Genomic DNA, 21,139 nt, shown 5'->3' with positions numbered 1-21,139 from the left:
TTTGTTTTTGTTTCGCAACTAACTAATTAATTACAAATCCAACATCATCTTATTGACGGCAGAAATATACGCTTTAACACTAGCTTCAATTACATCTGTGCTAAGTCCTCTTCCTGTATAAACATTTGAATGATAGATTATTTTTACAATTACTTCACCTTGAGCATCTTTTCCTTCCGTAATTGAATTAAGGCTATAACTTTCTAATGCTAATTTTTTAGCAACAATTTTTTCTATAGCTTTGAAAGCTGCATCTATTGGTCCATCTCCAGTAGCAGATTCTTCTATTATTTTTGAATCTTTCTTTAATGCTATAGTCGCTGTTGCAGAAATCGTATTTCCGCTATTTATAACAAATCTTTCAAGCTGATAAACCTTAGGAATTTCTACAACCTTACCTGCAATTAATGCTTCTATATCTTTATTAAAAACATTCTTCTTTTTATCTGCTAGATTTTTAAACTGTCTAAATGTTTTAGATATTTCTTCTTGAGATAAGCTATATCCTAAACTCTTAACTCTTTCTCCAAATGCATGTTTTCCAGAATGTTTACCTAAGACCATCTTATTAGTGTTAAGTCCAACAGACTCTGGCGTCATAATTTCATAAGTACTTTTTTCTTCTAGTACTCCATGTTGATGTATACCTGACTCATGAGCAAAAGCATTTTCTCCAACAATTGACTTATTTGGCTGCACTTGAACTCCTGTAATAGTGCTTAATAGTTTACTAGTTCTCACTATCTGTTTTGTATTAATATTACAGCGTTTATTATAAAAATCCTTTCTAGTATATAATGCCATCACTATTTCCTCTAGAGCTGCATTTCCTGCTCTTTCTCCTATCCCATTAATTGTACACTCTAGTTGCACAGCTCCTGCGTTTACTGCTGACAATGTATTGGAAACAGCCATACCCAAATCATCATGGCAATGCACTGAAATTTCTGCTTTATCAGAATTAGACATATTAGTTTTAATAGTATTAATAAAATCATAAAATTCATTTGGAGTAGTATATCCAACAGTATCCGGAATGTTGATTACAGTAGCTCCAACTTTTATGACTTCTTCATATATCTTAGCCAAAAACATTGGATTACTTCTAGTTGCATCTTCAGCGGAAAATTCAATATCCTCACAATATTTTTTTGCATATTTCACCATTGCTACAGCTTGTCTTATTACATCTTCCGGCTGCATCTTTAACTTGTATTTCATGTGTATATCTGATGTTGCTATAAAAGTGTGTATTCTTGGTTTTTTAGCATATTTGACGGCTTCCCATGCATAATCTATGTCCTTTTCTACAGCTCTTGCCAAACTCGCTACAGTACTTTTTTTAACAGTTTTAGCCACCTCTTTAACAGATTGAAAATCTCCTTTAGAAGCTATGGCAAAGCCAGCTTCAATTATATCTACACCTAAAGCTTCTAGTTGTTTAGCCATTTGTATTTTCTCATATAAATTCATACTACATCCAGGGGATTGCTCCCCATCACGTAATGTTGTATCAAATATTTTTATCATAATATTAATCCCCCTTTTAATTATTAATCATAGTTAATTGCAAAACTCTACACTATGCATAAATTCAATGTTTATATGCTATGATGTAATTAAGTTTCCCCCATATGTTAGTTGTAAAAACTACCAATATAGTTACTAGGGAACCATCTCATGTTTCTTTGAAAGCGTGACTTCAAGAGTTCGTTTCTTCATCGCTCTCACTTAAATAAATAAGTAGCTCTCTACTCACTACGTTCCTAGCAGTAAGTGATTCACTCAAAATCATAGATTTTGGTTCTCTACTCAAAACGGGCTCTTGTCGGAACCGTCAAAGATTATGAGCTGGTCCCCTCACCCAAAACTTATGAGCTAAAACATTAAAAGTTATCCACATTTTTTAATTTGCATTTTGCAACTACCTAATTATTAATCACAATCCACATATTAGAATCTATTTTAAATATAACTCCTACTCACTTCGTTCATAGCAGTAAGCGATTTACTCCAAATCAAGATTTATATTCTCTGCTTAAATACAAAAAACTCATCCTTCACAACAAAGGACGAGTATAATTTCCCGCGGTACCACCTTAATAGCTAATGTATAAATACAATAGCCTCTCATTTAAAGATTCTATCAAACCCCAGCCAAATAATGGTGGCTTACCAGAAACTCTTACTATATATTTCAGAGCTTCAGCTCAGGAGTGAGTAGTATTTTAACCACAATATCGATTTTCACCAGCCATCGATTCTCTGTATTTGCTAACGTAAAACACGCTCTCCATCACAGCTTTTTTGTATATTGCATTGAATTCTATCAGATAAAATTCTCAATGTCAAGCATCTTTTCACTTAATTTGATTGAATTTTTTGATTAAATGAAATTTTTTGAATATTCATCATTTTTACTTGACATTAAATTTTCAGCTTGTTATAATCATGAATAATTAATCACCCACATAATTAAAAATCCATGCTATGACAGAGACAATTATTTTAATAATGGTAAGTTGTAGAGAGTCGGTGTTTGCTGAAAACCGATACTACCATAAAATAAACTCACTCTCGAGCAGTATTCTTGAAGTATTAAATATACTAGAGAATAACGGTTAGCTTCGTTATAAAGCTTTTATTATCAAACTATTGAGAGGTGTCTTTATTGACACAATTAAGGTGGTACCGCGTGCAATGCTCGTCCTTGAATATTATATTCAAGGGCTTTTTTGTTATATAAAAAAATTCTAAGCAATTTTAGTTGCTTAAATAATATTAGGAGGTATTATATATGTCAATGACTATGACTCAAAAGATACTAGCAAAACATGCTAATTTAAAACAAGTTAAACCAGGGCAATTCATTAGGGCAAATTTAGATTTAGTTTTAGGAAATGATATTACTACTCCAGTTGCAATAAAAGAATTTATCAAAATGAATGTCGATAAAGTTTTTGATAAAAACAAAGTTGCTATAGTTCCTGATCATTTTACACCAAATAAAGATATTAAAACTGCTACTCAATGTAAAATGGTTAGAGAATTTGCCTACAATAAAGAAATTAAGAACTATTTTGAAATAGGACAAATGGGTATAGAACATGCATTAATCCCTGAAAAAGGATTGGCGGTGCCTGGTGATGTAATTATAGGTGCTGATTCACATACTTGTACCTATGGAGCTTTAGGAGCATTTTCTACAGGTATTGGTAGTACTGATATGGCTGCGGGTATGGCTACAGGTAAATGTTGGTTTAAAGTTCCGAGTGCTATTAAATTTAATATAGTTGGAAGCTTAAATCCTTGGGTTAGCGGTAAAGATGTAATTCTTAGTATCATTGGAAAAATAGGCGTCGCTGGAGCATTGTATAAATCAATGGAATTCGTTGGTGAAGGATTAAAGAATCTAAATATTGATGATAGATTTACTATAGCTAATATGGCAATTGAAGCTGGTGCTAAAAATGGAATTTTTCTTGTTGATGATATTACACTCGATTATGTTAAAAATCACTCAAGTAAGGAGTATACTATTTTTACACCAGATGAAAATGCAGATTACGATGAAATCTACGATATTAATTTAAATGATATAAAACCAACCATTGCTTTTCCTCATCTACCAGATAATACTTATACAGTTGATGAAATAGATGAAGTGAAAATAGATCAAGTTGTCATCGGATCATGTACAAATGGTAGGATTAGCGATTTAAGAACTGCTGCCAAGATATTAGAAGGTAGAAAAGTATCAAAAAAAATCAGGACTATCATATTCCCTGCTACACAAAGCATATATTTACAAGCAATCAAAGAAGGTTTAATCGAAATATTCATAAAAGCAGGTGCTGTTGTTAGTACTCCAACATGCGGTCCATGCTTAGGTGGACACATGGGTATATTAGCAGAAGGTGAACGAGCAGTAGCTACAACTAACCGTAATTTCGTCGGAAGGATGGGACATCCCAAATCAGAGGTGTATTTATCTAGTCCAGCAGTTGCTGCTGCTTCAGCTATAACAGGAAAATTAACTAATCCACAAGAATTATAGGAGGTATAACATGAAAAAAAGAGGTAATGTTTTTAAATATGGTATTAATGTAGATACTGATGTAATTATTCCAGCAAGATATTTAAGTACTTCAGACCCTAAAGAATTGGCAAAACACTGCATGGAAGACATGGATAATACCTTTGCTACTTCTGTTAAAAAAGATGACATAATAGTAGCAGGGCATAATTTTGGATGTGGTTCTTCTAGAGAACATGCACCTATTTCTATAAAAGCAGCTGGAGTTTCTTGTGTTATTGCAGCTAGCTTTGCACGAATATTTTATAGAAATTCTTTTAATATTGGTCTTCCAATTTTTGAATGTGAGGCTGCTGCAAATGATATTGATGCAGGAGATGTCATAGAAGTTGATTTCACAACAGGTAAGATTAGCAATTTGAGCAAAAATGTTATATATGATACTCAACCTCTTCCTGAATTCATGCAAAAAATAATAAATGATGAAGGTCTTATAAATCATATATCAAAAACCCACAAAAAATAATGAAAGAAGGAAAAAACTATGACTTACAATATAGCTGTGTTACCCGGAGATGGCATAGGTCCAGAAGTTACAAATCAAGCTGTTCAAATATTAAAGGAAATAGGTAAAATATTTAATCATAAATTTAATTTTACTGAAGGTTTAATAGGTGGTATAGCATGTGATAAAAAACAAATACCACTTCCCTTGGAAACCATAGAATTATGTAAAAAAAGTGATGCCGTACTATTAGGTGCTGTTGGTGGACCAAAATGGGACAAACTAGATGGAGAAAATCGTCCAGAAACAGGTTTGCTTAAAATTAGAAAAGAATTAAATTTATACGCAAATATTAGACCTGCTTTTATGTATACAGCATTAAAGAAAGCTTGTCCATTAAAAAATGAAATAATCAAAGATGGCTTTAATATTTGCATTGTACGTGAATTAACAGGAGGTATTTATTTTGGCAATAGAGGTGAATTATATTGCAAACACGGTAAAGCTGCTTATGATACTGAAAGCTACAATGAAAAAGAAATAACCAGAATCGCTAAAACAGCCTTTGAAACTGCAAGAAAAAGAAACAAAATCGTGACAAGCGTTGATAAAATGAATGTACTTGCAACATCACGTTTATGGAGAAAAATAGTGGAGTCTATTTCTAACGATTATCCAGATGTTACTTTAAATCATATGCTCGTAGATAATGCTGCAATGCAATTAATATGTAATCCACATCAATTTGATGTAATACTTACATCAAATATGTTTGGTGATATATTATCTGATGAAGCAAGTGTTTTAACAGGTTCTATTGGTATGCTGCCATCAGCAAGCCTTTCAGATGAAAGCTTTGGGTTATATGAACCTAGTCATGGTTCTGCTCCTGATATAGCAGGTAAAAATATTGCTAATCCACTAGCTACAATACTTTCTGTAGCAATGATGCTAAAGTATTCTTTCAATTTGAGCAAAGAAGCTGAATGTATCGAAGCGTCAGTTAAAACAGTTTTAGATGAAGGTTATAGAACTAAGGATGTTTATAGTGAAGGTACTAAATTAGTTAACACTGAAGAAATGGGTAGTTTAGTAATTAAAAATTTGAGAACAAACAACCTATAGCCGCGTTAATAGGTTACTCATATATATTTCTTATTGCCATCCTTTGGAAGTCACGTAACCTATTACTTTTTGATTCAGCGATATAAGAGATTTTCCTTACTCGGAGAAGTACGTATTTTTTAAATTTTTATAAGGTTAAAATACGCACTTCAATGTCGTTTACGAAAAATCTCTTACCCGCTTCTATATACTTTTTGGTATTATCTTTATTGTCAAGCGTTGTAAGAATTTCAATGTAATAAAATAGTTATATTTCACAACTCATTGGCATAGGAAATCTCTAAGAATCTTCTACGGTTCCGACAAAAGCTTGTTTCTTTTGATTGTAAAAGTGTTGAAGAAACAAGCTTTTGAAGTCACCTTCCGAAGAAACCTTAGAGATTTCCTAGTTACCTATTGATTATAATTTTATTTAGCCGTTAGTTAGGGTTAATTTTCGATTGTTATAATATCCTATTTGTAAAATGTATCCATATCTTAACCTTACAAAGCACTACTATAACAAAACCTTCGAAGCTCCATCCCTAATAACACCCCAAACACATACTCTAATAACTATTACAACCAATAAATTAACTAGGCGAGTATCTGAGGTTTCTTTGTGGGTAAATTCAACAGGCAGTTTTATCATCGCTTTTACACCATTAATAAAACTGCCTGTTGTCTGAACCAAGCAAAGATTCTCAGATACTTGCCATCTCCATTAGGTAGTGAACCAACAATATGTATTGCTACTACACTTACAAAGCTTTACCCTAAAAAAGTACAACCAATAAAACTAATAGAAGCTACATAACATCTGCTGTACACGACCTTGAAGTCTGTGTTTCAACAGCTCTAATATAATCAAGAAACACAGACTTCTCCGAGTCAGGCAGATGTTTTGTAATGCTTCTTTCCAAAAAGCTTCAAGCTAAATATCTTCGAAGCTTCAACCCTAGCAAGACGCAAAACTCCTACTACAATAACTATTACAACCAATAATATAATCATTTACTTATTTCCCTTTTAAACTAATTATTTTTATGATAGAATGTGATGATATATTTAATAAGGAGAGTTTAAAATGTTAACTATCATAAAAAAATTTAAAAGCAATTATTTTTCATTTTATTTTACTTTAGCTGTATTCTTTGGATTTACTATACCCTATTTAAATAGTCTTGGTTATAACAATACTCAAACGGGCTTTTTGATGTCTATTTTATATTTTTCAGGTATTATAGGTCAATTTGTTACTGGCTATATATGTGATTTAAAATCTACTATAAAAAAAGTATTTATACCATGTATGATTTTATTAGCATTGTCTATATGTATTTTTTTTGAATTTAGCAACATTTATATATTAATGATCTTAATTGGATTTATCGGCTTTTTTCAAACATCTGTTTTATCATTAATAGATTGCTGGGTTATAGAAAGCCATAATACTATAAGAAATACATTTGGACCTATTAGAGCATATGGATCTATAGGCTGGGGGTTGTCAAATCTTATTACTGGTAAACTCATTGACCTTTATGGTTGGTGGATAATTAAACCCTTATTTATATCTTCTTTGATTATTCATTTAATAATTTGTTGTTTTATAAAAGATTCTAAACAAGCAGTCCATAATCCTACTGATAAACTTAATATATCTAGTTTATCAAGTTTGCTTAGAAACAAAAAATACATTTTATTAGTTTTTATTTTCTTTTTGCTTTATTTTTCATTCCATGCAGTTAGCTTGTTTTCAATAATTTTGCTAACAAATTTTGGTGGCACAAAAGCAGAAATAGGTTTGTATTGGATGGTATTAGCTTTTAGTGAAGTTCCTATATTGATAGGTGCTAAAAAACTTACCTCTAAGATAAATTTACAGAAGCTTTTAATTATATCCGCAATTTTCTTTGCACTAAGAAACTTTCTAACAATTTATGCAAATAGTGTTTTATTTATCATATGTTTATCAATATTACAAATGCCATCTTTTAGTATATTGGTTTTTATTTCAAAGTACCTAGTAGATGAAATTAGTCCTCAACACATAAAAACCTCCTCTCAAACAATAGCTGTTGCAGCATCATCTAGTTTAGCAGGCTTATTAAGCTATAACATCTCAGGTTATTTAGGTGATAATATAGGTATAAAGTCAACACTAGCATTATCTACAGGATTAACTATTATTGCAATAATATTAAGTTTTGGCTATTTATCAATGAAGAAGCCTAAAATTAATTAAAATATAAAAAACACATAGATTAAAGTTACCTATGTGTTCTTTTATTTACTCACAACCATAATTACTTAATATTTTCTTTATTTCACCTGATTCTTCCATATGTTTATACTCCTGTTCAAACACTTGTATTATATCGGCATTTTTACTATTCTTGGCAACACCTAACCTATGCTCACTAGTACTACTTGCTTTAAATTTAAATGGGTGTATTTTTATATCTTCTGAGATACTAAATAAATCAGAATAAAAGTTTGCCGTGTATTCATTCATAACTATACAATCAATTTGATTTTTTATAAGTTTTTTAAATAGATTCTTTTCATTTAAACTATATTCTTTGCTTACTCTACTATCTTCATCAAATGTTTTATTATAACTATAGCCATCAATAACTCCTACATTATAAGAACACAAATCTTCATAACTGTTTATATTACAATTGTTATTTATGCTCAAAATAATATCATCTCCGCCATCTCTATAAGCAAAACTAAAATCCATAAATGCTTTTCTTTCTTCATCAAGACTAATTGAACTAATCAAATCAACCTTATTTTCTTTTATTAGTTTTAAGCTATTTTCCCAATCAGTATAAATTATTTTTAACTTAATGTTTTTTCTACCAAATATTTTATTTAATACGTCAATATCTATTCCTACAACTTCTTTCTTTTTATCATCATAATACGTAAATGGAGGATATGGTGTTGCAGCTATATTAACGCATTTTTCATCACTATCTACTATATTATCTAACTCTGACATGATTTTCTGATTATACTTAAATATTTCCTTAATGTTTTCATTTATAGTATTTATATCTCTTGTTTCTTCTTCAGTAGCGTCATTAATATCAGTTGTTGAAGTTGTAATACTTTCTACATTACTTGTTATTTCATTAATTACCTCTTTAATATTTGAGAATTCATCTACTAATCCCTTTAATTCTTCGTCGTATTCTTTAGTAGTTTTATTTAAATTATTTACTACATAAGCAGTCTTATCAAGTGAATCGACAGATTGTTTAAGATTAATTGACTCATTTTGTATTTTTTCTACTACTGTATTCATTGACTGTTTCATATCTTTAGCCGACTTACTTATATTTTGTAAGAGTTCTCTAATTCTTAATGTAAATTCTTCAGTTTGTCCTGATAATTTCTTTATCTCATCTGCTACTACTGCAAAACCCCTACCACTTTCTCCACTTCTAGCTGCTTCAATAGCTGCATTCAAAGCTAACAAACTAGTTTGTTCTGATAAACCTTCTATGGATTTAATAAAATCATTAACCTCAGAAGTTTTTTCTTCTAAAAAATCTACTTGAAGCTTATACGCATTAACTTCTTCATTTAATTGATTAAAGCTATCTAAACATTTTGTTATTTCCAGTGTACTATTAACTATAATATTTTTGCTATTATTAGTTTCTGTCAGTACGTTACTAAAATGTTTTTTAGAAGACAAAAAATTCTCATATACTTTTTTAATAAATTCATTAATAGAAAACATACTTGTAGTTTGATTTTGCATACCTGCTGAAACTTGATCCATATGTGATGTTATTTCCTTCATCTCGGTTGTAATATCTTCTGTTATAAAATTACAATTCCATATACTCATAGAACTTTTGTTTACAAGTAATTTCATGCTAGCTACAAAATATTTTTGAGCTTCAAGCATTTTTTTAAGACTCTTATCAACTCCATTATTGGAAATTAGATTAATATTGTAATTTCCATTGCTAATATCCTCAAAATACTTAATTAACTTTTTCTTTTGATTATTGTGCTTAATAATTCTATAAATAATAAATATAGATTCTACCACTATTATAGAAACTAAAGCCTTTATTAGCATAGAATAACCCCCTTTTATAAATAAGGTTTGACATAATATTCTATTTTCCTTCTAAAACTAATGTTTTCTGAATTTTAATCATTATTTTATTTGTTTTTCATTAGATATTGCTAAAAAGTATTAAAACCACCGTTACATTTAAGTTTTCTAATTTTTAGGTTTTGGTACTTCTTTTTTATCTTTATTAAGAAAGCTTTTTGTCCATTGAAGATTATTTTGTTCTGTCTTTTTATTTTCTTTTAACATCTTCTGCCACTCTTCATCTGTCAATCTTTTATCAGACAAAAATTCATTATAACTAAAAACTGCTCCTCTGGTTAAATAAAGTTTTCCACCAATAGGTACAACTACATAAATCTCATATGCAGGTCCTACTCCAACTTCTAGATAATGTCCAAATCGAACTGTATGGACATCTGCAATACAGGCCATATTTTTATCAGTTTCTGAGGTTATTTCAAACCACCTACAATTTCCCTCAGCAAAAGAACTAGTTAAATACTCTAACCAACCGCCATATGTTAATATCTTATAATTTTCATCTTCTGTTAATTCTTCATTTTTAAGCTCTTTTATTGAACAATTTATTAAGAATTCTAATAGTTCTTCAAATTCTTCTAGTTTTTGTTTCATATCTTCAGTTAGTATATTTCTAGCTTTTAAATTTTCTTTTGAATACTTTGTAAGCCATAAAAGTCTATTATATACATCTATATTTGGCTCTACATAGTGTTTTGGAGTTATATCATAACCGTCTCCACACTCAGCTCCGCTTTGTTTCCCATATAATATAGTATCATGTTTCAATTCCGCCCAACTACTCATAGCTGTTGTTAATGATTTATCTTTCCAAGCAGTATTAGTCATAAATGAAGGATATCCTTCACTAAATTCTTCAAATAATCCTTTCAATGTCCATATCCAGCCGTAGTACATGTTTGACTTCCATTTATCTTCTTTTATTTCGTCAAATTTCTTCTTTGTTTCTTTGAATTTTTTAGAATAATCTTCCCATTTTTCATCTTCTTTATTTATGTTTATCTGTATATCATAAGCTCTATCACAGCCCAATACTCCCATAACATCAATTGCTGATGGTATTGGTCTGAATTTAGGATTTACAAGTCTTTGCATTATTTCTGAATCAGGTACATATCTTTGTCCCATGAATCTGAATTGTTTTCCTACAGGTATTGTACTGCCTGTAAACTGAGGAACTATTTGAGGTTCAGGCAATTTTTCTGCTTCCTTATATACAATATCAAGCTTATCTTCATCAGCTAATGTATTAATATCAGGATTTTCTCCATAAGCTTTTATCAACAAATTCTTATAATCATATATACTTAAATCATCAGATGAACCTACATAAAAATTCGTTATGTCATATATATTTTCCCATAACTCTATATCTTTTGTTTCTTCATCATTTAAAAACATACAGTATGTAATAAGTAATGCTTGAAGAGTTTGGTCTACACTTTTCTTTTTTTGACCGTCTTTTTCTATGATGTATAACGGAAGTGGTGCCTGACCATACCACATCATAGCTTTAAAATATTTTTTTAATTCACTACTTCTAGTATAATGCCCTCTTGGCTCATATTGGCTGTAATCTAATTCATAAGGGAATATACAAGAATCTTTAAAGCCTTCTTTCTTTTCAATAAGATCATATTCTTGTTTTGCTAAATTTAAAGCATCTTCTGGTATATCTGTTGGTATTTCTTTATCTAATAGCATCCATGCAACAGTAAAATATGAAATATTTCTAAGCAATGCCTTTTTTACAGTTTCGTTTTCTGTCTGTCTATATAAATATTGAGATTTGTCGAGCATATCCTTAGTTAATGTATCTAAAGAATCTAAAAATTTTTCACTTTCTAGCTTTCTTAATGAATAACTATAAAAAACATGATATACCTGTAAAACAGAATCTGTAGTAATAAAACTTGGTATTTTATTATATTGGTTATATTCGTATATATAAAAAAGCTGGTCTTCATTTGTAGGAGTTACAACAAAACCATTTTTAGATAATAACTCCATCTGTCCTTTAGTAAAATTACCAAATTGTTTTAGATTTTCAACATTTGATAAATCAGCTTTTACTTCATATGGCTTAACTAATGCTTTAAAATTTGGTACTTGGTAAGGAACATCTATGGTATTTCTTGCAGGTTCATTCTTAAAGCTTAATTTGTACTGAGAAGCTACACATTTTATTTCATTATCCTCTTTAGTATTCTTATCATTATCACCTGATAAATTTTCATTACTTACATTTTCGGCAGGTTCAGTAAGCTTAACCTCTTGGTTTTTGCAGCCTATTGCTCCTAATGTAATTGCTGTAATATAAACAATACACACTAACATAGCTATACATCTTCTCTTTAACATATTTTCCCTCCTCATTTTTCTAAATAAATATTTAAATTATCAAAATCATATACCATGATAATCTCTTCAATTTTATTGTTATTACTAATAGTCGCTTCAAATGTATTTGCTTCTCTACTTATTTTTTCAATAGATAAAATATCATCAAATGCTTCACTTTGAACTTTCCCCTCAAACCCAAAGCCTATCCAATCATATGTATTAATCACCTTTTTTCCATTTTGAAGTAACTCAATTGCTACAATTTCATCCTTTCCATCTTCATCAATATCAACAAATATATAATCATCAAAAGGTTTTGATAACCTTGACCCACGCCATTTAGCATATAATCTGTTACCCTCCCAACTATAAATAAATGGTCGTTTTGCCATAATAGGATGAAATTTTGTTTTTTTATAAACTCCAATTGATATCTCTTTTACTCCATCACCTTCAACATCACAAGCTTGTACCTTCCATGGTTTTATAGACGAGAAATCTTCACTATATATTTCTTTAAGTCCACTATTACATGAAAATATCTTCACTTCCTTACCATCCACTTGAGATTTTTCAGCAGTAAGTACAATTATTTCATCATTACCATCATCATTTAAATCTATAACATCATAACTTATTATAGTTTCTTCATCACCTACTATAGACATTTCGTTTATAAGCTTTTTATTATCTGAATATATCTGTATTGTGTTGTTTTTTATACTCATTAATAAATGCTTATCACCTTCAACAAATAATCGTGTATATTCACTATTTTTTAAAGTATTATTCTTATAAAAATAGTACCCTAACAAAAACACACTACTAACAATAAATATAATTATTATATATTTAATATATCTTTTCATTTTTGCCCCCAAAATTTATAACAACTCATAATCTTTATTATCAACGTATACATTTTATCATATTTTATTGATATTTACATTATTTGCATTAATAAATTAATCCAGATTATTCCTAGAAAATTGAATACTTTCTTTAATAAATCTCATTATACTAATGAGTAAGCGATTTACATAAAATCACAGAATATTTTCATGTCTATAATTATTCATGTAATCTGGTTAGTTATTTATATAAAATTAGTTAATAATAAAATTTTGTTATAACATCAAAAATCCCCATATAGTTATGTATATAGGGATTTTTAATATTTGTCGCTACTTATAAGCGAATGTACAAACACCTTATCTGCAGGTGTAAATTTATAGTCTCTTAATTCATTTTTTAGAACCCATTTTATTTCTTCATGCTCGTTTATTTTGATTATACTATCTTTCTTCATATTTGCTGTATATGCTATCAATTTTATAGTATCATTCTTTGATGTTCCAAAGTATTTGAAGTTTATGATATTAATACTCAACTCTTCTTTGATTTCTCTTTTAAGAGCATCTTGATATGTTTCACCAATTTCTACCTTGCCACCAGGGAATTCCCACAAACCTCCAAACGATTTATTTCTGTTTCTCCTAGCAATCAAAATTCTATTATCATGACTTATTATAGCAGCAACCACAGTAATCATATATACTCTCCTTTTTTATAATAATAAAGTTTTTTATTATATATATTTTCTATTATTTACATTAGATCGCTGTATTATCATAAAGATAAATTTTAACTAATAATTACTAATATTTTTTTGATATCCATCAATGTATTTTCTATGTTATCGGAACAAAATAATAATAAATACTAGTTTTTGAAAGTAAATTTTCAACGTTATATGAATAATCAAAGATAATACCTATTTGGAGATGTTTAATTATGATAAAGAAGCTTTATTTATTATTGTTTATATTATTACTTTTTACTACAAGCTGCAATCAAACAGATACAAATGAAAAAAGTATGGAAAATACTATCAATATCAAAGGTTTTTTTTGTTCATACGAAAATGAATTGATAGATTTAAGAATTGACTTGCCAAGAAAGCACAAAGGAAGTTATACTCTTAAAAATTTAAAATATGATTATAAATTAAAATGGTTAACTACCAATTTATTGTTTGATGATGTTCTCCAAATGATATTTAAAATCGATACACCAGGTACTTATATTTATAATGATTTTTTAACAAAAATCAACAATGATATATACAGCATTAGCACAAAAGATTTAATTTTTGAAATCTTAGTTGACAAAAACTTATCTGAAAACAAAATAGCAAGAATAGTAGATACACAAGAAATAATAAAATTAGAAAAATCAATTTTGGAAAATGACAATTATCATGCTTTAGTAAGAAATATATCAGATGAAACTGTGTATATATCAGATGTTGTAATCGGAAATGATGTCTTTGATAAAATAAGCATAGCTTACTCTAAAAATGGTATTGATTATTCTTATATTAATAAAGATATAGAAATTCTACCAAACGGAAAATGTTTTATTCGTGTTAATTTTTTACTTAATGATGAACATGGATACTTCATATTAAAACCATATATAGTATTTTCTCAAGGCTATAATTTTTATACAAAACCTTTACAAGCTAAAAGTATTTCATTATAATCATTAATCTTTTGTACAATCTGAATATAACTTAATAGAAAGCCTAAGTTTAGATTACTACTTAACTTAGGCTTTTATAAATCTACTTATTTCTAAGCATAACTTCTAGAACAAATCTTGTTATGTCTATTAATGATTGAACTTTTATATATTCACCTAAAGTATGTGGCTTCTGCATGCCTGTAGCTATATTTATAGCTGTTAATCCCTTTGTATTATAATTATTAGCATCACTACCTCCACCTGATGAGGTTAGTATTGCTTGAATTCCTAGTTTTTCATACACTCCTTCTGCCATTTTTACAAGTGCATCCTCTTTATCTATATTATAAGCTTTATAATTATTTATTATTTCATATTCAAGCTCAGCTCCATATTTATTTACAGCATCCTCAAAACATTTAACCATATGCTGAGTTTGAACCTTTAATTTTTCATTATCTAAACTTCTGGCTTCTGCTACAACTTCTACTTCAGGACAAACAATATTTGTAGCTACGCCACCATTAAATTTGCCTATATTAGCAGTTGTTTCTTCATCAATCCTTAACAGTTTCATATTTGAAATTGCCTCAGCAGCTACCATAATAGCACTTATACCGTTTTCAGGTGATCCTCCTGCGTGTGATGGCTTACCTTTAACTTTAAATGTCATCTTATTATGTGAAGGAGCATTGATAATTATTTTACCAACATCACCACTACTATCTAATACTAATACTCTCTTAGATTTTAATTTGTCATATTCTACATTTTTAGATCCTTTAAGACCGTCCTCTTCAGAGATAGTTAAAATAATTTCAACTGGACCACAAGGCAAATTATTTTCTTTAATAACTTTTAATGCTTCTATTAAAGCTACTATGCCAGATTTGTCATCACCAGCTAATATTGTATCTGTTTTACTTGTTATAACGCCATTTTCAATAATTGGTTCAATACCAACACCCGGTTTAACCGTATCCATATGACAACTAAAAATCAATGGTTCAATATCCTTAGAGCCTTCCATGTATGCATTAACATTGTTTCCATTTGAACCTATTTTTTCTCCTGCATTATCAGTCCATACATCCATACCTAAGCTTTTTAATTCTTTTACCATTAGATCACTAAATCTTCCTTCATTTAAACTCTCACTGTCAACTTTCACATAATCAATAAAAGTATTTATTAACCTTTCCTTATTTATCATTACAGAATCCCCCTTATTATTACTCTATTAATTCATATACATTTTATATTTTTTTAATCCCAACTACAACCCCTAAAATGAAAGTAAATAAATCGCTAAAATCATACTTTGGAGGCGACTTTCTAATAACTTCTACTCAATAACTCCATAGATAAAGAGCTATCTCAAAATGTTTATGAGACAGCTCTTTAGGGGGGTGTTGCAAATGTAATTATAGGAGTTTTTATTTATAACATTATAGGTGATCCTGGTCCTAATGGTAATCCTAAGAAATACCAAGCTACAATTAGAATTGACCAGAATATAAAGAAAGCTATGGAATAAGGTAACATATTTGCTATCAAAGTACCCATTCCTATATTTTTGTCATATTTCTTTGCAAAAGCTACGAGAATTGCAAAGTATGGTAATAAAGGAGTTATGACATTTGTTATAGAATCACCTATTCTGTAAGCCATTTGTGTTAATGCAGGATGGAAACCTAAAAACATAAACATTGGTACAAAAATCGGACTCAATATCGCCCATTTTGCTGAACAACTTCCTACAAATATATTTATAATACCTGAAATAATGATAAACAACACTAACAATACAGGTGTTGGAGCTCCTATTGCTTTTAAGAAATCTGCACCTTTAATAGCCATTATAATACCTAAATTTGACCAATTAAAATAATTAATAAACTGTGCAATAACGAATGATAATACAATATAAGGACCCATTTCCGACATTGCCTGTCCAAGAATACTTACTACATCTTTATCACTTTTAATTTTTCCCGAAACTTTACCAAAGGTATAACCTGGTATAAAGAATAACAACGTTATAAGCACTACTAAACTTTTCATCATAGGTGAGCTAAAAGACAATAAAGATCCGGTCTCAGGCTCTCTTAATAATCCATTGCTAGGAATTGCCAATGCTAATATTACTCCAATGAAAACTAATGTAGCTATTCCAGCAGCTTTTAAACCTTTAACTTCTTTGTCTGTAACTTCTTCTACCTTTTCAATATTATAATCACCCATACCCATTCTTGGGGCAACAACCTTTACAGTGACCCACGTTGCAACAAATGTTAAAATAAAAGTTGATACAATTAGAAAATACCAGTTACAAGCAGGGTTAACTCCAAAACTTGGATCAACCATTTCAGCAGCTTTTTGAGTAAAACCTACTACCAAAACGTCTAATGAATTAACAATTAAATTTGCACTAAATCCTCCTGCCACTGCTGCATATGCTGCCATCATACCTACAATTGGATTCATACCTACTGCTGCAAACAACATAGCTGCTAGTGGCGGCATTACTATAAAACCTGTATCTGCTGCTGCATTAGCCATAATAGAAGTAAAAATAACTATAATAACAACCTTAGAACCTTTTACATTTCCAAGAGTTTTTCTAAGTAAAGCTGAAAATAGTCCTGTTTTTTCTGCTAATCCAACACCTAATATACATGTTAATACTAGTCCTAATGGTGGAAATCCAGCAAAATTTCCTACCGCATTCATTAACATCTTTTGTATTCCTGATTTAGAGAATAAATTAACTACTTTTATTGTCTCTTTTGTCAGTGGATGAACCGCTGATATTCCTGATAATGAACCTACTAATGATATTAGCACTGCAAATCCTGCTAACCATACGAATAATGTCAATGGTTCAGGAAGTTTGTTACCTGCTTTTTCAATAAAATCTAGGAACTTATCAAATCCACTCCGCTTCTTTTTTGGTGTAACACTATTGGTATTTTTCATTTTACTCCTCCTCTTTTAGTGTTTTAAATAGCCTGAAAATTCTGAATATATTAAATATAATAATTCCTAATCTTTTACTATTTTATATAAGATTGATTATTCATTTAATTCAAATAATCTAGTTTAAATATATACTTAACAGAAAATTTAGATACAAATCCTAACCCTATTTTTAGAGCATATTATAACTATTTGTTTAGATATAACATTGCTGCTTCAGCTAAAACAGCTGCTGCTTTATGAAGTATATCTTCATCTATGTTAAATTTAGGATTGTGTAATGGATTAACTAATCCTTTTTCCTCGTTGTATGTGCCAACTACAAAGAAAACACCAGGTACTTTTTGTTGGAAATAAGAAAAATCTTCTCCTCCCATTGTTGGTACAGCAAGCTCGACAACATTGTCAGTACCCAATATTTTTTGTCCTGCTTCTTTAACTAGTTTTACCATGTCATTATTATTAATTACTGGTGGATAGTATGGAATATATTCAAATTTATATGTTCCCCCATTTGCTTCTGTAATACCTTTTATTATTTGTTCCATCCATTTAGGCATTTTTTCACGCATTTCATTAGTTAATGTTCTGACTGATCCAACCATTTCAACTCTATCTGCTATAATATTATGAGCTGATCCAGCATTAAACATTGTCACTGATAATACTACCGAATCAATAGGATTAACTTTTCTGCTGACTATTGTTTGTAAAGCAGTATATACCTGGCATCCTATTGAAATAGGATCTGTACAATTATGTGGTTCAGCAGCATGACCGCCTTTTGCATATATCGTTAACTTGAACATATCTGGAGCTGCCATCATTGAATCATATTTTATACCTATCTTCCCTGATTCAACTATAGGCCAAACATGTGCACCAATTGCAGTATCTACAGCAGGATTTTCCAATGCGCCTTGCTTAATCATTCTATCAGCTCCACCTAATGTCTCTTCAGCTGGTTGAAATAGAAACTTGATATTACCATTTATTTCATCTTTGAACTGAGACAATATCATAGCAGCTCCTAATACCCATGTTGTATGAGCATCATGACCACAAGCATGCATCAAACCCTTATTTTTTGATTTATACTGTACATCATTCAATTCTTCCATTTCGAGACAATCCATATCAGCTCTTAACAACACTGTTTTCCCTGGATTTTTACCTCTTAATATTCCTATCACTCCAGTTATTCCAATATTTGTTTGAACTTCCAAACCCAGTTCTTCTAGTTTTTTTGCTACTAATTCAGATGTTCTTTTTTCTTTTAAGCCAACTTCTGGATTTGAATGAATATCTCTTCTAATAGCTACTAATTCATCTTGAATTTCTTTAGATTTTTCAATAATTTTTTGCTCAAGCATTAAATTAACCTCCCCTTTCAACTAACAATTATGTTTGTTACAAATTTTAAAAAGTTGTTACAAAATCTTAAAAAGTTGTTACATAATTATATCAGCATCAGTTAATAATATCTATGTTGTTAACAACAAATTTTTTTGCATTTTATTGTGCTAAAGTGTATAATGTCATAAAAGTAGAAAGGAATGATTAGCTTTGCATAAAAAACACAGCACTATTGACAGGTTACAAGTTATATTGGAAGCTAGCAAATTATTGAACTCAACACAAGATATAAACTACATTCTGAACTTTCTATTGAAAAAATCTATGGAAATAATTAAAAATGGAGACACAGGGGTTATATTTCTTTATAGCAAAGATCAGGGTATTTTAAAGCCAAAACTTTACATTGGCTTTCATGAAAGTATAAAATATATCAGATTATTGCCCGGTGAATCAATGACAGGATTAGCATTTAAACAACAAGAAACTGTTTTCCTCAACAAAATAGATACCATAAAAGAAACTATGTCAACTATGAGAGAACAAAATAAAATAATAGTTGACAAATCACTTAGAATTAAATCAAATGAATTAAAAAGCTCTATATGTTGTCCTTTAATGTATAGAAAGGAATGTATTGGTGTTATTGTAATAGATAATTTTGATGGACAATCAACGTTTACACAAGATGATGTAGATTTTTTAGAAGCTATTTCAGCTCAGGCGGCAGTTGCTATTATAAATGCTCAAAATTATAGACGAGAAATTGAAAACAACAAAAAATTAGAGAAATATAACAAATTATTGGAGGATGAAAAAAACAGATATCAATACTCAACAAATCTTCACAATAAATTTTCTAAGATGGTTTTAAACGGATGTTCTATTGAAGATATATTATCTGATTTAGCATCAATGATAAAAAGAGATGTCTTTGTTATTGATTTGTTTTATAACATAACTAGCTCAAATCTAAATTATTTTATAGATATAGATGTTATTCAAAAACAAGAAATTAATATTAATAAGCATTTAAATGACCACAACAAAACTCGTTGGTTTGATGAAACTAAAGACCTTTACTATTTATTCTACCCAATAATAGTGAACCTTGATACATTAGGATGGATTTGTGTAGTTTCGAAGGATTATTCTTTACCTGAAATAGATAATATCACCATTGAAAAAGGTACAACTATAATAGCATTAGAGCATTTAAAGCTTAATGAACTTAATGATTTAGAACAAACTCTTAAAGGAGATTTTTTAGATGGTCTATTAAAAAATCAAGACAAAGATTACTTGAAAAAATGCTCACAAAAATATAATTTTGATTTCAATGATAAATGCCAATTAATTATACTAGAAATATTAAAAGATAGTTCTTTTTTAAGCAGTGAAAATTGCGAAAAAATTTTTATTAGATATATGAAATATTACTATAAAACTATTGCAATAAAAACAAAACATTTTTTCTCTAATTCTATTGTTCTAATTAAAGATCAAAAAATTATAATAATATTTAAAACTGATGAATCAAGTAATAGGAAAAACATAGAATTGTTTTTAGATGAATTAAAAAATAATAATTCAATATTTTTAGATAGATATGAAAAAATAAACTTTAAAGCAGGAATTAGCAATATAATTAATAATCTAAACGAATTCAAACAGTCCTTTTATAATACTATTCAAGCTTTAAATATGGCTATAAATTCTAAGAAAAATGTCAGTTATTTATTTTATGAAGATTTAGAAATAAAAAAATTCTTGCTAAAAAATGATTCAGCAGAACTCAAAGACTTTGTAGATAGAAACTTAGGGGCATTAATTAATTATCCTAAAATATCAAAAAATGAATTTATAAAAACTCTTGAGGTATATTTGAGAAGTAATGGTAATTGGACTTATACAAAAGATTATCTTCATATACACGGTAATACTCTAAGCTACAGATTAAATAAAATAATGAATATTTTAAATATAGATCTAAATAATTATAAACAAAGATTAAAGCTACAAATAGCTTTTGAAATTCTTGATTTATTATGATAATTTTATCTATAGGAATTATACATAAAACTTCTACAGCATATAAAGATGTGTGTATAATTCCATTTAATTTTTTTGTATTTATATTGAA

At 29.1% G+C, this 21,139-nt stretch carries 16 protein-coding genes and 2 other annotated features; of the genes, 7 read left to right on the top strand and 9 right to left on the bottom strand.

Translation table 11 applies throughout. The features are described from left to right. Positions 1–30: 30 nt before the first annotated feature. Positions 31–1,530, bottom strand: a complete 1,500-nt coding sequence (locus tag AYC61_RS15920; protein WP_066504714.1) for a 2-isopropylmalate synthase — start codon at positions 1,528–1,530, stop codon at positions 31–33. 535 nt (positions 1,531–2,065) lie between these two features. Continuing rightward, positions 2,066–2,309, bottom strand: a binding site (T-box leader). 172 nt (positions 2,310–2,481) lie between these two features. Next, positions 2,482–2,715: a binding site (T-box leader), on the top strand. Between the two features lie 82 nt (positions 2,716–2,797). On the opposite strand from AYC61_RS15920, the gene leuC reads away from it, so the two are divergent. The 4 genes from leuC (at position 2,798) to AYC61_RS21405 (ending at position 6,462) form a co-directional block, all read left to right on the top strand. Continuing rightward, positions 2,798–4,057, top strand: coding sequence for a 3-isopropylmalate dehydratase large subunit (leuC, locus tag AYC61_RS15915; RefSeq protein ID WP_202906855.1), 1,260 nt, complete (start codon positions 2,798–2,800; stop codon positions 4,055–4,057). 10 nt (positions 4,058–4,067) lie between these two features. Then, positions 4,068–4,562 (top strand): 3-isopropylmalate dehydratase small subunit, encoded by a 495-nt coding sequence (leuD, locus tag AYC61_RS15910; protein ID WP_066504711.1) that lies wholly within the window; start codon positions 4,068–4,070, stop codon positions 4,560–4,562. A gap of 18 nt (positions 4,563–4,580) precedes the next feature. Continuing rightward, positions 4,581–5,666 (top strand): 3-isopropylmalate dehydrogenase, encoded by a 1,086-nt coding sequence (gene leuB, locus AYC61_RS15905; protein ID WP_066504707.1) that lies wholly within the window; start codon positions 4,581–4,583, stop codon positions 5,664–5,666. Between the two features lie 601 nt (positions 5,667–6,267). After that, the gene (locus AYC61_RS21405) at positions 6,268–6,462 is read left to right on the top strand and encodes a hypothetical protein (RefSeq protein WP_156456495.1); all 195 of its coding nucleotides are present in this window, start codon (positions 6,268–6,270) and stop codon (positions 6,460–6,462) included. 74 nt (positions 6,463–6,536) lie between these two features. Here the strand turns inward: AYC61_RS21405 and AYC61_RS22110 are convergent, their stop codons facing one another. Beyond that, positions 6,537–6,659, bottom strand: coding sequence for a hypothetical protein (locus AYC61_RS22110; protein ID WP_275935257.1), 123 nt, complete (start codon positions 6,657–6,659; stop codon positions 6,537–6,539). A gap of 73 nt (positions 6,660–6,732) precedes the next feature. On the opposite strand from AYC61_RS22110, the gene AYC61_RS15900 reads away from it, so the two are divergent. Then, positions 6,733–7,893, top strand: a complete 1,161-nt coding sequence (locus AYC61_RS15900; RefSeq protein ID WP_066504702.1) for an MFS transporter — start codon at positions 6,733–6,735, stop codon at positions 7,891–7,893. A 45-nt stretch (positions 7,894–7,938) separates the two neighbouring features. Here the strand turns inward: AYC61_RS15900 and AYC61_RS15895 are convergent, their stop codons facing one another. The 4 genes from AYC61_RS15895 to AYC61_RS15880 form a co-directional block, all read right to left on the bottom strand. After that, positions 7,939–9,753, bottom strand: a complete 1,815-nt coding sequence (locus AYC61_RS15895; protein ID WP_066504700.1) for a methyl-accepting chemotaxis protein — start codon at positions 9,751–9,753, stop codon at positions 7,939–7,941. Positions 9,754–9,900: 147 nt separating this feature from the next. Then, complete coding sequence (locus tag AYC61_RS15890; protein ID WP_066504698.1) at positions 9,901–12,153, bottom strand: DUF3160 domain-containing protein; 2,253 nt, start codon at positions 12,151–12,153, stop codon at positions 9,901–9,903. Between the two features lie 11 nt (positions 12,154–12,164). Next, on the bottom strand, positions 12,165–13,004 hold the full coding sequence (locus tag AYC61_RS15885; protein WP_066504695.1) for a hypothetical protein: 840 nt from the start codon (positions 13,002–13,004) through the stop codon (positions 12,165–12,167). A 302-nt stretch (positions 13,005–13,306) separates the two neighbouring features. Beyond that, positions 13,307–13,687 (bottom strand): (deoxy)nucleoside triphosphate pyrophosphohydrolase, encoded by a 381-nt coding sequence (locus AYC61_RS15880; protein ID WP_066504692.1) that lies wholly within the window; start codon positions 13,685–13,687, stop codon positions 13,307–13,309. 242 nt (positions 13,688–13,929) lie between these two features. On the opposite strand from AYC61_RS15880, the gene AYC61_RS15875 reads away from it, so the two are divergent. Beyond that, positions 13,930–14,679, top strand: a complete 750-nt coding sequence (locus AYC61_RS15875) for a hypothetical protein (protein WP_066504688.1) — start codon at positions 13,930–13,932, stop codon at positions 14,677–14,679. A gap of 82 nt (positions 14,680–14,761) precedes the next feature. On the opposite strand, the gene AYC61_RS15870 is transcribed toward AYC61_RS15875, so the two are convergent. The 3 genes from AYC61_RS15870 to AYC61_RS15860 form a co-directional block, all read right to left on the bottom strand. Then, on the bottom strand, positions 14,762–15,874 hold the full coding sequence (locus AYC61_RS15870) for a M20/M25/M40 family metallo-hydrolase (RefSeq protein WP_066504686.1): 1,113 nt from the start codon (positions 15,872–15,874) through the stop codon (positions 14,762–14,764). A gap of 227 nt (positions 15,875–16,101) precedes the next feature. Continuing rightward, a complete protein-coding gene (locus AYC61_RS15865; RefSeq protein WP_066504683.1) occupies positions 16,102–17,640 on the bottom strand; it encodes an AbgT family transporter in 1,539 nt (512 codons plus the stop codon). A gap of 188 nt (positions 17,641–17,828) precedes the next feature. Further along, the gene (locus tag AYC61_RS15860; RefSeq protein ID WP_066504680.1) at positions 17,829–19,013 is read right to left on the bottom strand and encodes a M20 metallopeptidase family protein; all 1,185 of its coding nucleotides are present in this window, start codon (positions 19,011–19,013) and stop codon (positions 17,829–17,831) included. Positions 19,014–19,206: 193 nt separating this feature from the next. On the opposite strand from AYC61_RS15860, the gene AYC61_RS15855 reads away from it, so the two are divergent. Further along, a complete protein-coding gene (locus AYC61_RS15855; RefSeq protein WP_066504677.1) occupies positions 19,207–21,048 on the top strand; it encodes a helix-turn-helix domain-containing protein in 1,842 nt (613 codons plus the stop codon). The last annotated feature ends 91 nt before the right edge of the window (positions 21,049–21,139 follow it).

The sequence above is a fragment of the Abyssisolibacter fermentans genome (assembly GCF_001559865.1).
Taxonomy (GTDB): Bacteria; Bacillota; Clostridia; order Tissierellales; family MCWD3; genus Abyssisolibacter; species Abyssisolibacter fermentans.
This window is presented reverse-complemented; position numbering and strand designations above follow the sequence as displayed.

Coding starts and splice junctions, on each gene's coding strand:
- AYC61_RS15920 (WP_066504714.1), bottom strand. CDS start 1,530: ATGATAAAAATATTTGATACAACATTACGTGATGGGGAGCAATCCCCT.
- leuC (WP_202906855.1), top strand. CDS start 2,798: ATGTCAATGACTATGACTCAAAAGATACTAGCAAAACATGCTAATTTA.
- leuD (WP_066504711.1), top strand. CDS start 4,068: ATGAAAAAAAGAGGTAATGTTTTTAAATATGGTATTAATGTAGATACT.
- leuB (WP_066504707.1), top strand. CDS start 4,581: ATGACTTACAATATAGCTGTGTTACCCGGAGATGGCATAGGTCCAGAA.
- AYC61_RS22110 (WP_275935257.1), bottom strand. CDS start 6,659: ATGATTATATTATTGGTTGTAATAGTTATTGTAGTAGGAGTTTTGCGT.
- AYC61_RS15900 (WP_066504702.1), top strand. CDS start 6,733: ATGTTAACTATCATAAAAAAATTTAAAAGCAATTATTTTTCATTTTAT.
- AYC61_RS15895 (WP_066504700.1), bottom strand. CDS start 9,753: ATGCTAATAAAGGCTTTAGTTTCTATAATAGTGGTAGAATCTATATTT.
- AYC61_RS15890 (WP_066504698.1), bottom strand. CDS start 12,153: ATGTTAAAGAGAAGATGTATAGCTATGTTAGTGTGTATTGTTTATATT.
- AYC61_RS15885 (WP_066504695.1), bottom strand. CDS start 13,004: ATGAAAAGATATATTAAATATATAATAATTATATTTATTGTTAGTAGT.
- AYC61_RS15880 (WP_066504692.1), bottom strand. CDS start 13,687: ATGATTACTGTGGTTGCTGCTATAATAAGTCATGATAATAGAATTTTG.
- AYC61_RS15875 (WP_066504688.1), top strand. CDS start 13,930: ATGATAAAGAAGCTTTATTTATTATTGTTTATATTATTACTTTTTACT.
- AYC61_RS15870 (WP_066504686.1), bottom strand. CDS start 15,874: ATGATAAATAAGGAAAGGTTAATAAATACTTTTATTGATTATGTGAAA.
- AYC61_RS15865 (WP_066504683.1), bottom strand. CDS start 17,640: ATGAAAAATACCAATAGTGTTACACCAAAAAAGAAGCGGAGTGGATTT.
- AYC61_RS15860 (WP_066504680.1), bottom strand. CDS start 19,013: ATGCTTGAGCAAAAAATTATTGAAAAATCTAAAGAAATTCAAGATGAA.